Annotated in this window: 10 protein-coding genes; 9 read left to right on the top strand and 1 reads right to left on the bottom strand. The window is 67.3% G+C overall.

Features of this window, described 5'->3' with window-relative positions; translation table 11 throughout:
* Positions 1-7: 7 nt before the first annotated feature.
* Positions 8-1,045 carry a serine hydrolase gene (locus CAP40_RS09920; RefSeq protein ID WP_179188037.1) on the bottom strand — a complete coding sequence of 346 codons (1,038 nt, stop codon included), beginning with the start codon at positions 1,043-1,045 and terminating at the stop codon, positions 8-10.
* A 327-nt stretch (positions 1,046-1,372) separates the two neighbouring features.
* Between CAP40_RS09920 and CAP40_RS09915 the strand changes: the two genes are divergently transcribed.
* From CAP40_RS09915 to CAP40_RS09880, 9 genes are all read left to right on the top strand, one after another.
* Positions 1,373-3,682, top strand: coding sequence for a serine hydrolase (locus CAP40_RS09915; RefSeq protein ID WP_086129243.1), 2,310 nt, complete (start codon positions 1,373-1,375; stop codon positions 3,680-3,682).
* 111 nt (positions 3,683-3,793) lie between these two features.
* The gene (locus CAP40_RS09910) at positions 3,794-4,486 is read left to right on the top strand and encodes a response regulator (protein ID WP_086129241.1); all 693 of its coding nucleotides are present in this window, start codon (positions 3,794-3,796) and stop codon (positions 4,484-4,486) included.
* On the top strand, positions 4,483-5,688 hold the full coding sequence (locus tag CAP40_RS09905; protein WP_086129239.1) for an ATP-binding protein: 1,206 nt from the start codon (positions 4,483-4,485) through the stop codon (positions 5,686-5,688). Before CAP40_RS09910 ends, CAP40_RS09905 begins: the two co-directional genes overlap by 4 nt.
* Positions 5,689-5,930: 242 nt before the next feature.
* A complete protein-coding gene (locus tag CAP40_RS20445) occupies positions 5,931-6,071 on the top strand; it encodes a hypothetical protein (RefSeq protein ID WP_179188035.1) in 141 nt (46 codons plus the stop codon).
* Between the two features lie 91 nt (positions 6,072-6,162).
* Positions 6,163-6,552: a hypothetical protein gene (locus CAP40_RS09900; RefSeq protein ID WP_086129237.1), complete on the top strand. Its 390-nt coding sequence runs from the start codon at positions 6,163-6,165 to the stop codon at positions 6,550-6,552.
* 642 nt (positions 6,553-7,194) lie between these two features.
* Positions 7,195-9,036, top strand: a complete 1,842-nt coding sequence (locus CAP40_RS09895) for a methionine--tRNA ligase (protein WP_086129217.1) — start codon at positions 7,195-7,197, stop codon at positions 9,034-9,036.
* Positions 9,033-12,245, top strand: coding sequence for a non-ribosomal peptide synthetase (locus tag CAP40_RS09890; RefSeq protein WP_086129215.1), 3,213 nt, complete (start codon positions 9,033-9,035; stop codon positions 12,243-12,245). The genes CAP40_RS09895 and CAP40_RS09890 overlap by 4 nt, the downstream gene beginning before the upstream one ends.
* Positions 12,242-13,609 carry a SidA/IucD/PvdA family monooxygenase gene (locus CAP40_RS09885; protein WP_144034303.1) on the top strand — a complete coding sequence of 456 codons (1,368 nt, stop codon included), beginning with the start codon at positions 12,242-12,244 and terminating at the stop codon, positions 13,607-13,609. The genes CAP40_RS09890 and CAP40_RS09885 overlap by 4 nt, the downstream gene beginning before the upstream one ends.
* Positions 13,610-13,623: 14 nt before the next feature.
* Positions 13,624-14,436 carry a cupin domain-containing protein gene (locus CAP40_RS09880; protein WP_179188030.1) on the top strand — a complete coding sequence of 271 codons (813 nt, stop codon included), beginning with the start codon at positions 13,624-13,626 and terminating at the stop codon, positions 14,434-14,436.
* Positions 14,437-14,458 lie beyond the last annotated feature (22 nt).

The raw sequence follows: 14,458 nt of genomic DNA, 5'->3' as shown, positions 1-14,458 counted from the left end.
ACCGGCCTCAGAGCCACATCGCCCGCAGCTGCGTCATGAAGCCCTCGTCCCAGGCGGGGGAAAAGGCATTGGTGGCGAAGGCAAAGCCGCAGGAACCGGCCGGATCGAGCGCAAGATAGGCGAAGCAGCTGCCCGTGGAGCCGGCATGCCATAGCAGCAGCCGCCCGTCCGTCGGCCGCTCGACGCACCATCCGAGCGCATAGTTCCAGTCGACTCCCGGCTCGGGACCGGAGCCGACGGGGCGATAGAGCGTTCCCAGCACCCCCGCCTGCACGGCCGGATCGGCAAGCAGGCGCAGATGCGCCGCGCCGTACCGCGCGAGATCGGCGATCCGCCCATGGACGTCACCGGACGGACGGACGATATCCAGATCGTCGACGGCCCGCTTGCCCGGCTTCAGCGCCACCCATTTTTCGCCCCACAGCGCGTGCCGGTGCTCGACCGGCTGCGAACCGTCCTGCGGGGGCCGGTCGAACCCCGCGCCACGCAGTTCGAGCGGATCCAGCACATATCTGCGCATCAGGGTGCGATAATTCTCGCCGGTCGCGGCCATGGCGATCGCTCCGGCCAACCCATAGCCGAGATTGGAATATTGGAAATCGCCGTCCCGCTGCGGCCGCGGCGCCCGCAGCGCGCTGCCGAGCAACCGGGCGGAGGCCCGCCCGGGATCGCCGCCGAGAAGGAGGTATCGCACCAGGCCCGGCCGCGACGGATCGGCAGGCAGGCCTGCACGATGCGCGAGGAGGTCCAGCAGCGTGACGTTCTGAAGCGCACTGGCCCGCGCATCGGGCATTGCGGCCAGCCCCTCGCCGACAGTCATGTCCCAGCGCAGCGCCCCCGCCTCGACCAGGCGTGCGATCATCAGGCTGGTCATGGATTTGCCGATCGAACCATAATGCCAAAGGTCCTCGATCGTCGCGGCCGTCCCGCCGAGCCGGCGGATGCCGCGCACCGCCGTGACGACTTCGCCCCGCGCATCGAAAACAGCGCACGCCGCCGCGGGCAGATCAAAGGCATCGCGGAACAGATCCAGCCTCGCCGTCATCGGCTGCGACGATGTTGGGGCCGGCTGGGAGGACGATGGCATTGCAGCTTTCCTGATCGTGAAGGCGATCCGCCGGAACGGTCGCGCGGCGAGTCGCCGCCTCTCAGGATGGTCATCCTTCATTGCGTGGAGAATGCGTGGAGCCTCTGCGAAGCGAATGCGAAGACGCGACCGCGCGCGAGACGCGATCCGTCCGCGACCTCGATCCGCCGGGCATATTGCCGGCCGGCCCGAAGGTCCGCGCCTGCACACGGTCTCCACACCCTCTAGCCGCGGCCTGCACGATCGCCCGGCACCGGCCCCTCGTGATCTCATGGAGAACGAGCGATGAAGGCGAGACTGCTGGCGGGAATGATCGGTGTCGGCACCGTGGCGGCGGCGGTGCCCGCCGAAGCGCAATATGCGGTCGGCCGATGCGTGGTGACGCGGGGCCTGGAACGGACGCTGCGCGATTTTCAGACCAGGGCGCAACAGGCCAATGGAACGCCCGGCATGGCGGCGACGGTGTTCGACAAGGACGGCGTGGTCGCGACCGCCGCGGCGGGGGTGCGCAGCCTCAATACCGGCGAGGCGCTGACGGGGAACGACAATTTCAGCCTCGGCTCCCACACGAAGCACCTGCTGGCGGTGAGCGTCGGGCAACTCGTCGACCAGGGGCGCCTGTCCTATGACGCGCGGATCGGCGAACTGCTGCCCGACATGGCGGGATCGATGCAGCCCGCCTTCCGCGACGCCACCGTTCGGCAACTACTCTTCATGACTGCCGGGTTCAGCGCCTATAACGGCACCGATTCCGACCGCACCGGCGACATGCTGGCCGCCTTCGCCGCGGCGAGCGGCAGCCCGGCCGAGCGGCGGAACCAGTTCACCAGGCTCCTCCTGGCATCCGAGCCGGCCTATGCGCCCGGCGAAGGGCAACGCTATTCGAACGCCAGCTTTTCCGTGCTCGGCACGATATATGAGCGGCTGGTGGAGCGCCCTTATGCGCAGGCGGCCGTGGACAGCGTGTTCGGCCGCGTCGGGGCGGCGGCCGGCTTCGGCATCCCCCGCGATCTGGGGCCGGCCAATCCGTCAGTCCACCTGGCGGCCGGGGACGGCACGCTGGTTGCGATCGACGATCCGGCCGAAGTTACCAATGTCCTGTTGGGCCGCCTGCCGCCCGAGCTCGATCCGGCGGGCGGCATGGTCGCGACGATGCCCGCCTTCGCGAAGGTCGAGCAGCAATTGCTGCGGGCGTCGATGGGCCTCTCCCAGCCGCTTGCTTCCGCCGCTGCGCTCCGCGGATTGTTCGAGCCGGTCGGCGATCTGGGAGCCGGCGGCATCGTCACTTCCCGGATCACCGGCCGGACGACGCACTTCTTCGAAGGAAGCACCGGCGGCAGCCATGCCTTCTCGTTCCTGGTGCCGACGGCGGGCATCGGCGTGGTGTTCGCCAGCAACAGCGGCGTGAACCCGTTCATCGGCGTCGCGGACACCCAGGAAGACGGATATGCGCTGATGATGGCGCTGGCCGAACGGGCCCGCCGGGGCGTGCTGGTCGCGCGGAGCGCCGACCAGGGCGCGGTCTTCGGCGAAGTCGAGGCGTCCTGCGCCGCCAGCAAGGGCGATCTCTTCGCCGTCACCCGGACGTTCGGCGACCTGACGAGCGCGCAGGCCTCGGCGCTGGCCGAACGGATCGCGCCCGACGACAGCCGGCTGATCGATCGCCTGTCCGCGGCGTCGCTGGAGGCGATGGCGGATCATGTCGATACGCATATGTCGATCGGCGGCAATGCCTTTCGCGGGCGGCTGCCCGACGGTGGCGAGGGGCGCTGGCGGGCATTCATTGCCGGAGGATCACTGGGCGGGCGGGCCGTCGCCGACGCGGCGGCACCGGGCAGCGAGATTGCGGGTTGGGCGAGCAGCTGGGGCGTCACGGGCCCGGTGGGCGATCGCCTGCGCGCCGGCATTGCCTTCGGCTACGCCCAGGCCCGGGCCCGGCTCGCCGGCGGTGCGGGATCGGTCCGGCTGACCTCTCCGCAAGTCGCCCTCGCCCTCGCCTATGACAGCGGCAATGGCCTGTTCGGCGACTTCCGGGCCATGTTCGCGCGGCAGAATGTCCGTACCGAGCGCAGCCTCGCGATCGACGGGCTGGACCCCGGCACGGTGCGGGCACGGCGCAACGCGCTGGGCAGTCTCGTCGATGCGAGCATCGGCTATGCGATCGGCAATCGGCTGCGGATCGCGCCGGTCGCCGGGCTGCGCTTCACCGGCAACAATGTGGATCGCGCCGAGGAAAGCGGCTCGCCCCTGGCGCTGGCGATCGATCGCCGCCATTCGCATCGGCTCGACGCCCGCGCCGGCCTGTCGGTCGCCACCGGCTTCGCGCTTGGCGGGGCGATGATCCGCCCGAGCGTGGAAGCGTTTCACGTCCGCACCATCGCCGATCGCCGCCCCGCGCTGGTCGCGCGCTTCGCCGAGGGGGGCGGCGCGATGCGGTTCGCCGCCGCTCCGATCGATCGCACATGGACCAGCGTGCGTGCGGGAATCGATATCGATGCGGGGCCGGCGGCCTTCCAGCTTGGCGCAACCGGCGCTATCGGGCGGGACGGCCGCGACGATCTGCGGCTGGTTGCCGGCACGCGGATGCGGTTCTGAGGAGCGGCGGCCGCAACCGGCCGCCATCTCCATCATTTCTCCACATGATCTTCACGCGTCCCGAATAACCAGGTCACAGGATGGCGGACATCCTTCATTAGGCAGAATATCGTGGAAAATGCCCTGATCCTCATCGTCGAGGACGAACCCCAGATTTCCCGCATCCTGTGCTCCTATCTGGAGCGCGAGGGATACCGGACCGTGACCGCCCAGGACGGCGAGGTCGCGCTGATCCATCACCAGTCGCTGAAACCCGACCTGGTCCTGCTCGACGTCGGCCTGCCGAAACGGGACGGCTTCTCGGTGCTGGCCGACCTGCGCGCGCGCGGCATGACTCCGGTCATCATGACGACCGCGCGGGCGGAGGACCTCGACAAGCTTTCCGCGCTGCGGATCGGTGCCGACGACTATGTGGTGAAGCCGTTCAATCCGCTCGAGGTGGTCGCGCGGGTAAAGGCCGTGCTGCGCCGCTCGGCCGGCGCGGGCGCCGATCAGTCGCTGATCCGGTTCGGCGCGCTGCAGCTCGATACCCTGAGCTATACCGCGGCGGTATTGAACGATGCGGCCACGATCCCGCTCGACCTGACGCTGACCGAGTATCGGTTGCTCTCGCACATGCTCCGGGCGCCGCGCCGCGTGTTCGACCGCGCCGAGCTGGTCGATGCCTGCCTGCCCGAGGGGAATGCGCTCGAACGGACCGTCGACAGTCATATCAGCAACCTTCGCCGCAAGCTCGACCGGGCCGGCATGACCGGGCTCTGCGTCGTGGTGCGCGGCGTCGGCTATCGACTGGCCGGGTCATGATCGCCGCGTTGCGCGCCCGTCTGGCCCGCCGCACGCGCCGCCGCTGGCCCATCGCCCGCCAGCTGGCGACGGCACTGGTGGTGATCGTCCTCGTCAACTGCGTGCTGATCTTCGTGGCGATGACGATATGGACCGCCAACGAGGAGCGACATATCCGGGAAACCTCCTCCCCCGTCACCCAACGCGCGCTGGCCGCGCTCGACGCCGGCCGGGTTCCCGATTTCAAGGGAATCGACAAGGTCATCAAGGAAGTGGATGACCTCACGGAAACGGTGAATCAACGCGGCAACACCGCGCTGCTGATCTGCCTGCTGCTCACGGCGATATGCGATTTTCTCCTCGGCAGCATCTTCCTCGCCAAGCTGGGGCGCGGCCTGAACGACGTCGCCTTCACTGCCCGGCGGGTGGCGGATGGCGACCTGTCGGCGCGCGCGCCGCTGGTGCGCTGGGCCTCGGCGGAGGAGGCGCAGCTCATCGACGATTTCAACGCCATGGCACAATCGCTGCAGCGCGCGGAGCGGGAGCTCGCGGAAAGCACCGCGGCGATCGCCCATGAACTGCGCACGCCGCTCACGATCCTGCGCGGGCGCATCCAGGGCACCATCGACGGCGTGTTCGCGCACGAAGAGGAGGAGATGCGATCCCTGTTGCTGCAGGTGGAAGGGCTGGGGCAGCTGGTGGACGATCTCCAGACCATCAACCTGGCAAAATCGGACCGCATGATCCTGAATCCCGATCATATCGACCTTGCACTGGAGGTGGAGCGGGTCATCGCCCTGGTCCGACCGGACCTGGAGGCGGCGGGACTGGAGCCGGTGCTCCTCCTCCGGCCGACCCCCGTCGTCGCCGACGCCGCCCGGATCCGCCAGATGATCGGAGCGGTCCTTTCGAATGCGCAGCGTTATGCCGCCGGGAGTGGTCCGCTACGCATCTGCACCGCCCGGCACGGCGGTTGGGCCGTGCTCGAGATCGTCGATCACGGCCCCGGGCTGCCGGAAGAGGCAATGGACAAGGCCTTCGATCGGTTCTGGCGCGCCGAAACATCGCGCGCGCGGCACAGCGGGGGCAGCGGCCTCGGCCTGTCGGTCGTGCGCGCCATTGCCGAGGCGCATGATGGCACCGCGACATTGGCGAACCATGATGGCGGCGGCGCGATCTTCACGCTGCGCCTGCCGGTCGGCGTCGCTCCCGATACGGCCTGATCCGCCGGCGCTGGCCTCTTTCCACGGAAGGCCGCGGAAAGCTGCGCCATGTCGCCGAAATCGAGTACCGCGACAATTCGTACAAATAATCGTACAATTTTCGCAAAACCGCAGCATTCTCGCCCTAGATAAGCGTATAGACGGGGCGATGCGGGGTTTCATGATTGCATGAAGAGATCGGCCACAGAACGCCGTGTGGATCATGGTGCAAAGTCGTGAGCGAAGGAGAGCGTAGCCGTGCCGTGGCACTTTCGCTGATGCGAATGGCACTGGCATTGCTCGACCGGCACGGCAATCCCGTCGCCGCTGCCCGCTTGCAATATGCGATCGATACGGAAGAGGAAGTGCCCGACCACGCACCTTCCGCGGATCGAAACACTTGACCGACCGCCGGGCGGCACTGCCGGATATTGCGGCAGGCGGTTGGCAGGGAGCCCTGCCCTTGCCCCATCTTCGCTGTAACATTTGCCGATCATGATGCTTGTCGCGGCCTCTCTCTTCTGCAGCCTTTTGGCTGGCCTCGCGATATTCCAGCTCGGCCTCATCGCCGGGATGCCACTGGGTCGCTTCGCCTGGGGCGGGCAGCATCCGATACTTCCCGCGCGCCTGCGATTCGGCAGCGGGATGGCAATCCTGATCTATGGAGCGCTTGCACTCGTCATCCTCGACAGGGCCGATCTGATCGCAATTCTGCCAAATGCCTGGTCAGGTGGCGTCGCCTGGGCGACGGTGTTCTATCTCGCGCTGGCGCTGGCGTTGAACATGATCTCGCCAAGCCGGGCCGAACGCCGGCTCATGGCGCCCGTTGCCGCGCTTCTCCTCTGTTGTGCACTGGTCGTGGCGATGGGGCCTTCGACAGCCTGAGGCGGCGATACGAGGCAGCGCTCCTCTGCCCAAGGGCTTGATCCAGGCTTCGCGCGGCCAGTCTCCGCAATGGATGAAACCACGAGCCTGCTCGTTTCATCACCATATCAAGTACAGTCTGCTCCCTCGACGAGGTTCACTCGATCGAGCGTCATGGCGACAACACGGAATGAGCAAATTCCGTACCCGAACATGGGCAATCGGGGAACCTCCACACCTCCCAGCGGCGCTCGACATAATTGCGACACCGCCAGACCCGCGGCCTCTTATCTGTGAAACTCGTTACTTTACGAGGAATCGGAATAGAGTTGCGCTCTATTTTCTATTTCTCCTACAAAACAATTCCCAAAATATATCGCGAGTCGCCACCTTCAACATATCCGTATTTAGCCTGAATCCCCGATACATCGGCCATTTCGATGCATTGCCTTCATTTTTTTTGGGATCATTAAATCCCTGGATTCGAAAAGATTTCCCCGGAGATTCTGAACAACACACCACAATGAACACAATAGCATTTCTACAAAAAATTGATTCTGATAGATTTGCAGCAACAACCTTAATCACGATCAAATCTCCGTGAGATGAACTTGAGATAGCAATCTCGAGCGATCTCTCGCGGGCAAATCCGTTCGATATTTCATGACAATATATCGGGGGTGCCTCGTGAGCTATCTTGTTACTGCAGGTCCACCAACACCTAATGGCGACCTTCATCTCGGCCATCTCGCCGGCCCTTATCTCGCGGGCGATATTCTGACGCGCTATTTGCGAATGACCGGCGAACGCGCGACGTACATCTCCGCCGGTGACGATCATCAAAGCTATGTCGCGCGAATGGCCAAGCAGGAGGGCCGCGATCCTGCAACCGTAGCTGCGGAGAACGGCGCGCGAATTCGCGAGTCATTGGCGAGTGCCGGCATCGCGCTCGACCTGTTCGCCTCTCCGGCGCAATCGCCACGCTATTCGGGCTTCATCGAACGCTTCTTCCGCACCCTGCTCGACCGCGACGCGCTGGAGGAGCGGACGACCGATCAGCCCTTCTGCACCGCCTGCGACCGCTTTGCGTTCGAAGCGCATCTGCGCGGCCGTTGCTCCCATTGCGATGCCGAAAGCGACGGGGGGATCTGCGAGGCCTGCGGCAAACCAAATGCGGGTGCGGATCTGGTCGATCCCGCCTGCGTCACTTGCGGCGGCACGCCCGAGCGCCGCCCGTTGCGCCAGCTCTGGTTTCCGCTCGAACGCTATCGCAGCGCCGCCGAGTTCACCCTCGCCTGTGCCTGGCTGCCCCCGCGGGCGCGCGCGCTGGTGGCCGAGCTGCTGGCGCAGCCGCTACCCGACGTGCCTGCCACCCAGCCTGCCGAATGGGGCATTGCGGTTCCCGCGAGCGGCTATGACGATCAACGCATCTCCGCCTGGTTCGAACTCGGCCCGCACTATCTGGCGCTCACCGACCTCCTGCCCGAGGCGAGGAGCAATCCCGGCGGCTGGCAGACGCCGTGGACGGGTTTCGACAATGTCGTCCAGTGCTTCGGCTTCGACTCGATCTATTTCCACGTCGTGCTGTTCCCGGCCATCTTCCAGGCTTTCGATCCCCGGCTCCGCCCGCCGATCGGGTTCATCACCAACGAGTTCTTCCGCCTCGACGGAAAGAAGTTCTCCACCAGCCGCGGCCACGCCCTCTGGGCAGGCGCGTTCCTGCGCGATCATGATGCCGATGCACTGCGTTTCCATCTCGCGCGCGTCGCGCCCGAGATCGAACAGACCAATTTCACGCTCGACGAATTCGAGGCGACGCGGCGCGACGAGTTGATCGGCATCTGGGACGACTGGCTCATCGACCTTGCAAAGCGTTGCGAGGCGTCGGGGGGGATGGTGCCGCTCGCGCCGGCGCCGCGCAGTGCGCCGCTCGCCCTCGCCCGCCTCGCCAGCCTGTGCGGCGACCTTTCCCATTGCTATTCGGTCCAGGGCTTCTCGCCCAGTCGCGCCGCGCATCTGCTGAGCGAGATCGTGCGCGTCGCGCGCCGTTTCCGCGCCGAACATGCGGTGTTCGACGGAAAACCGGCCTCGACGCTCGAGGCGGCCGGCGCACTGGCAGTCGAGCTGGCCTTTGCCCGCGGCCTGGCGCTCGCCGCGGCGCCCATCCTCCCCGGCTTCGCCGATCGCCTGTGGCGCGACCTTGGCGAGCGCGGCGCGGTGGCCGAGGCGCGCTGGGAGCTGTTGCCGGCGGTCCCGACGGCGGGCACCGCGATCTCGCTCTCGACCACGGGCTATTTCGATCCCGCGCGGCCCGGCAGCGAGCCGGCACCTCCCGAGCCGGGCTCCGAAACGGAAACGGCATCGCCCGCGGACGATATCGAAACCGCTCCGCCCCAGGCCGAAAGCGAACCGGTCGAGGCGAACGCCGAAGCCGGGGCCGAAGCGCCGTCCCCAGCGGAACGCACCGAATCCGCACCTCGCGCCAATCGGAGGAGGGCTCGATGACGATGACAGCGGAACGGATCTATATCGACGAGGAGCGCGCTTCCTTCGCGCAAGAGCGGCTATGGTTGCTGCAGCAGCTCGATCCCTCCGACAGCGGCTATAACCTCGTCATTCCCATCCCGCTGCCGCCCGGCACCGACGCCGTGCTGCTCACCGCGGCCATGGCCGACATGATCGAGCGTCACGACAGCCTGCGCACGCTGTTCGAGGACCGCGACGGCGTGCCATGGCAATGCGTGCTGGCACCCTATACACCGGCGGTGCCGGCGCATGACTTCGCGGAGCTCTCCTCGGAGGCACGCGAGGAGGCACTGGCCGGATTGATCGCCGGTGAGATCGCCACGCCCTTCGATCTTGCGGCAGCGCCGCCGCTGCGTTGCCACCATGTAGATCTTGGCGAGGCCGGGACATTGGCGGTGATCGCGCTCCACCACATCATCGCCGATGGCTGGTCGATGCACCTGTTCGCACGGGACCTCACCGAATTCTGTGCCGCACACGTCGCCGGACGCGAGCCCGTGCTGCCGCCGCTCGACTATCAATATGTCCATTTCTCCACCTGGCAGCGCGACCAGGTCGAGCGCGGCGCCTATGCCGAGCAGCTCGACCATTGGATGCGCACGCTTTCGGAAGCGCCGCCGGTGCTCGACTTGCCCCTCGATCGGCCGCGCACGCCGCAGCCCGAGGCCCGGGGCGGCACCTGGGTGGTCCATTTCCCGGACGCGTTGCGCAACGGCCTCAACCAGCTCGCCCGGGCGGAGAATGCGACGCTCTACATGGTGCTGATGGCGGGCTATCAGGCATTGCTGTCGCGGCTGGGCGGGCAACACGACATCATCGTCGCCACGCCGGTGGGCAGCCGGCCGAGGGCCGAGTTCGACGACATCTTCGGCTGTTTCCTCAACAATGTGCTCGTGCGCGGCCGTCCCGACCGGGCGCAGAGCTTCCGCGAGTTCCTGGCCGCGACCCGCGTGGCGGTGCTCGACGCCTTCGCGCACCAGGACGTGCCGCTCGAAGTGGTGATCGAGGCAGTCAAGCCGCAGCGCAGCCGCACCCATACTCCGCTGTTCCAGACGATGCTGGTGCTGCAGAACGCCCCGCGCACGATGGCGGAGGCCACGCCGGAGAGCGAGCCCGTCGACGGCCCCGGCCTGGCGCTCAACGCCAAGTTCGAATTGTCCGTCGCGCTGTGGGAGAGCGCCTCCGGCATCACCGCCGCGTTCGAATATCGCAGCGACCTGTTCGACGAGGCGACCATCGCGGCGATGGCCAGTGCCTATCGCGCACTGCTGGCCGATGCCGTCGCCCGCCCGGATGCGCGGCTGGGCAGCCTCGCGCTGCTCGATGCCCCGACACAGCAGAAGATGCTGCACGACTGGAACGCCGTGCCGCTCGACTATCCCGATACGGCGACGATCCACGGCCTGTTCGAGGAACAGGTCGCGCGCGATCCCGACGCGGTCGCGGTGATCTTCGAGGATCTGACTCTCAGCTACGCCGCGCTCAATCGCGCCGCCAATCGCATCGCCCACCAGTTGATCGCGCTGGGTGCCGGGCCGGAGACCTGCGTGCCAGTGGTCTGCGAGCAGAGCATCGAGATGATCGTCGCGCTGATGGGCGTGCTCAAGGCCGGCGCCGCCTATGTGCCGATCGACCCGACATTGCCGCGGAAGCGGATCGAATATCTGATCGAGAGCGTGGCGCCCAAGGCGGTGCTGACGCTCGAGCGCTTCGCCGAGCTGGCCGGCGATCCGGGCGCCCCCGTGATCGCGATCGACGGGGCACATGCGGCGGCCGGAGCCGATATCGGCAATCCCGAAGTCGCGGTCTCCGCCCGCACGCTCGCCTATGTGATCTTCACGTCGGGCACCACCGGCCTGCCCAAGGGCGTGGAGGTCGAGCATCGCAGCGTCCTCCACCATCTCTGGGGCATGCGCGAGCAATATGCGGCGACCTCGGCGGACCGCTTCCTGCAGAAGCACCCGTTCAACTTCGACGTGTCGGTGTGGGAGTTCTTCCTCCCGCTGGCGACCGGCGGCAGCACGGTGATGGTGCGCCCGGGCGGCCAGCGCGACCTGGACTATATGATCGACCGGATCGTCGCCGAGGGCGTCACCATCGTGTGCTTCCTCCCCTCGGCGCTGACGGTATTGCTCGACCATCCGCGCATCGCGCTGCTCGACGCTTCGGTCCGCTGGATGCTGTGCGGCGCGGAGACGATGGGGCGCGATGTGCCGTCGCGCTTCTTCGAGCAGCTCCATGCCAGGCTGCACAATCTCTACGGCCCGACCGAGACGACCGTCCACAACAGCTGGTATGAATGCCTGGCCGGCGAACAGCCCGCGGTGATCCCGATCGGGCGACCCATGCCGGGCGTGCGCCTTTACGTCCTCGATCCCGAGCTGCAGCCCGTGCCGGTCGGCGTACCGGGGGAGATCCATATCGGCGGCGCCAGCGTCGCGCGCGGCTATCGCAACAGCCCGGAGATCACCGAGGCCCGGTTCGTCGCCGATCCCTTCACCGATGGGGCCGATCCGCGAATGTATCGCACCGGCGACATCGGCCGCTTTCGCGCCGACGGCAATATCGAGTTCATCGGACGGCGCGACCGGCAGTTCAAGATCCGCGGCTTCCGCATCGAACTGGGCGAGATCGCGCATGCGCTGCGCCAGCACGAGCAGGTCCGCGAGGCACTAGTGATCGTCCGCGAGGACGTGCCGGGCGATCTGCGCATCGTCGCCTATGTCGTCGCGAGCGATACCGGCCTGGGTGAGGCCGCGCTGCTCGATCACGCGGCACAGCACCTCCCGCGGCACATGGTGCCGAGCGCGATCGTGCTGATGGACAGCTTGCCGCTCACCGCGAACGACAAGGTGGACATGCGCGTGCTGCCGGCGCCCGGCCGATATCAGCGCGAAGCGGGCCGCGCGCCCGAGGGCCCGATCGAGACCGGGCTGGCGGCGATCTGGAACTCGCTGCTCGGCTCCGCGGTGGAAGGCGTCGAGGACGATTTCTTCGATCTTGGCGGCCATTCCCTGCTCGCCGCGCGGCTCGTCGCCCATGTCCGCGCGCGCCTGGGCCGGGTGCTGCCGGTGCGCGCGGTGTTCGAGACGCCGAAGCTGGGCGCGATGGCGGAAGCCGTCGCCGCGGCGCCGATCGCGGAAGACGATCTCAGCGCGATGCTGCGCCGGCCGCGGCGATCCCTTTGACCGAATCCAGTACGGGGCTCTGCCAGATGTACAACGAAACCGGATTGAAATCCGCCGAAGTCCTCGAAACCGTCGCCGAGCCGGCGGCCACCGCCGTCGACCTTGCCTGTATCGGCTTCGGCCCCGGCGGGATCAGCCTCGCCGCCGCCTATAGCGATTGGCGCGACGTCCAGCCCCAGGGCGCCTCGGTCCCCAGCCTGCGGTTCATCGAGCGGCGCCCCGGCCCCGCGTGGCAGCCCGGGCTGCTGATCCGCGGCGCCGACCTCAACCATCACTTCCTCCGCGACTTCGCCACGCCGCGCGACCCGCGCAGCCGCTTCACCTTCGCCTGCTATCTCAAGGAAACCGGCCGGTTGTTCCAGTTCGGCCATCTGGGCGGGCGCGTGAGCCGCGTCGAATGGAACGACTATGTCGTCTGGACCGCCCGCCATTTCGATCCGCTGGTCCGCTACGGGCTGGCGGTGCGATCGATTGCCCCCGCGGCCATGCGCAACGGCGCCCCGAACCTGATCGAGCTCGAACTGGATGACGGCAGCCACATGACGGCGCGCAACCTGGTGGTGAGCACGGGCCAGTTCCCGCGCGTGCCCGAGCCGTTCCGCCCGCACCTGGGCCCACGCATGTTCCACAGCGCGGGGTTTCTCGACCGGATCTCCGCCTTCGATCGCGCGGCGCCGCTCAAGATCTGCGTGCTGGGCTCGGGCCAGAGCGCGGGCGAGACGTTGCTCTGGCTCTACGACCATTTCCCCAATGCGCAGCTCACCTCGGTGCATCGCGGCCTGCCGTTCCGCCTGGTCGATATCGGCCATTTCAGCAACGAGGTCTTCTTTCCCGACCAGGTGCCCTATTTCCACGCCCTCTCCCCCGAGAAGCGGCGCATGGCCGCACAGGAATATCACCTGACCAACTTCTCGGCGGTGGACGTCGACATCAGCCAGGGCCTCTACTGGCGCATGTACGAGGACCGCGTGCTCGGCACGACGCGCGCCGAAGTCATCGCCCGCCACGCCGCCAGCGAGGTCGAGCCCGTCGGCGAGGGATTCCGGATCCGCTTCGTCGACGGGCTCAGCGGTGCCGAACGGATCGTGGACGCGGACATCGTGGTGCTCTGCACCGGCTATCACGAGCCCGCCTTCCCGCCGCTGCTCGAGCCGCTGCGCGAATGGATCGTCACGGATTCCAGCGGAGGGCCCGAAGTGGCGCTCGACTATCGCGTCCGGACCGCGTCCAGCTTCGGCCCGGCCCTGTACCTGAACGGCGTCACCGAGCGCACGCACGGCGCCAGCGACGCCTCGTCACTCAGCATGACCGCGCTGAAGGCCCAGACGATCCTCGAATCCTTCCTGACCAACCGGAACCGCTGAACGGAGCCGCCCGCATGTCCACCTGGCTGTTTACCTATGGCTCGAGCACCGATCCGGATCACTTCGCGGAGGATTTCGGCAAGCCCGAGGCCTTTGCTGCCGCGAGCGTGGCGGACTATCGGCTGGCCTTCGTCAATTATCGCGAATCCTTTGGCGGCGGCACGTCGGCGATCGTGCCCGCCCCCGGTGCGGAGGCGATCGGCGTCGCCTATCGCATCACGCCCGAACAACATGCGAAGCTCGCCCAGGCCGACCCCGATTATGCGCTGCAGCCGATCCGGGCGCGGATCGGCGGGGAAACCGTCGAGGCGGAGGTGCTGCTGCCGCGCACGATCCACGGCTTCGCCTCTCCCACCGATGCCTATATGGCGCGCATCCGCTATGGCCTGACCGGCTTCTATCCCGTCGCCCTGGTCGATGCCGTGATCCGCGCCGCGCTGGACCGGCGCTGGCTGTTCGACGGCCTTCCCGCGCAATGGGCGGCCGATGCCCGGCCGCGCATGGAATATGGCACGCTGTTCCGGCGGCTGCTGCCGTGGAAGGGCGGGGTCCGCACGCCCTGGGGCGGCGCCGTCGCCACCATCGCACCGGGCACGGCCAGCGAACTATTCCCCCATGACGAGGAAGAGCTCGCCTTCGTGCTGTCCGGCAGCGGCAGCCTGCGGCTCAACGCGCACGAGCGCGCGATCGGCCAGGGCGACCTCATCTATTTCGAGCCCGAATGCGAGCATGTCGTGACCAACGACCAGCCCGAGGAGCCGCTGGTCGTGCTGTTCCTCTGGTGGGGCGGAGCCGACGGCGTGGCGTGGGCGGGACGCAAGATCTGACGCGATCCTTCGCGTTTCTGGC

The organism is Sphingomonas sp. IBVSS2 (assembly GCF_002127225.1).
Taxonomy (GTDB): domain Bacteria; phylum Pseudomonadota; class Alphaproteobacteria; order Sphingomonadales; family Sphingomonadaceae; genus Sphingomonas.
This window is presented reverse-complemented; position numbering and strand designations above follow the sequence as displayed.

Coding starts and splice junctions, on each gene's coding strand:
- CAP40_RS09915 (WP_086129243.1), top strand. CDS start 1,373: ATGAAGGCGAGACTGCTGGCGGGAATGATCGGTGTCGGCACCGTGGCG.
- CAP40_RS09900 (WP_086129237.1), top strand. CDS start 6,163: ATGATGCTTGTCGCGGCCTCTCTCTTCTGCAGCCTTTTGGCTGGCCTC.
- CAP40_RS09880 (WP_179188030.1), top strand. CDS start 13,624: ATGTCCACCTGGCTGTTTACCTATGGCTCGAGCACCGATCCGGATCAC.
- CAP40_RS09905 (WP_086129239.1), top strand. CDS start 4,483: ATGATCGCCGCGTTGCGCGCCCGTCTGGCCCGCCGCACGCGCCGCCGC.
- CAP40_RS09895 (WP_086129217.1), top strand. CDS start 7,195: ATGACAATATATCGGGGGTGCCTCGTGAGCTATCTTGTTACTGCAGGT.
- CAP40_RS09920 (WP_179188037.1), bottom strand. CDS start 1,045: ATGACGGCGAGGCTGGATCTGTTCCGCGATGCCTTTGATCTGCCCGCG.
- CAP40_RS09890 (WP_086129215.1), top strand. CDS start 9,033: ATGACGATGACAGCGGAACGGATCTATATCGACGAGGAGCGCGCTTCC.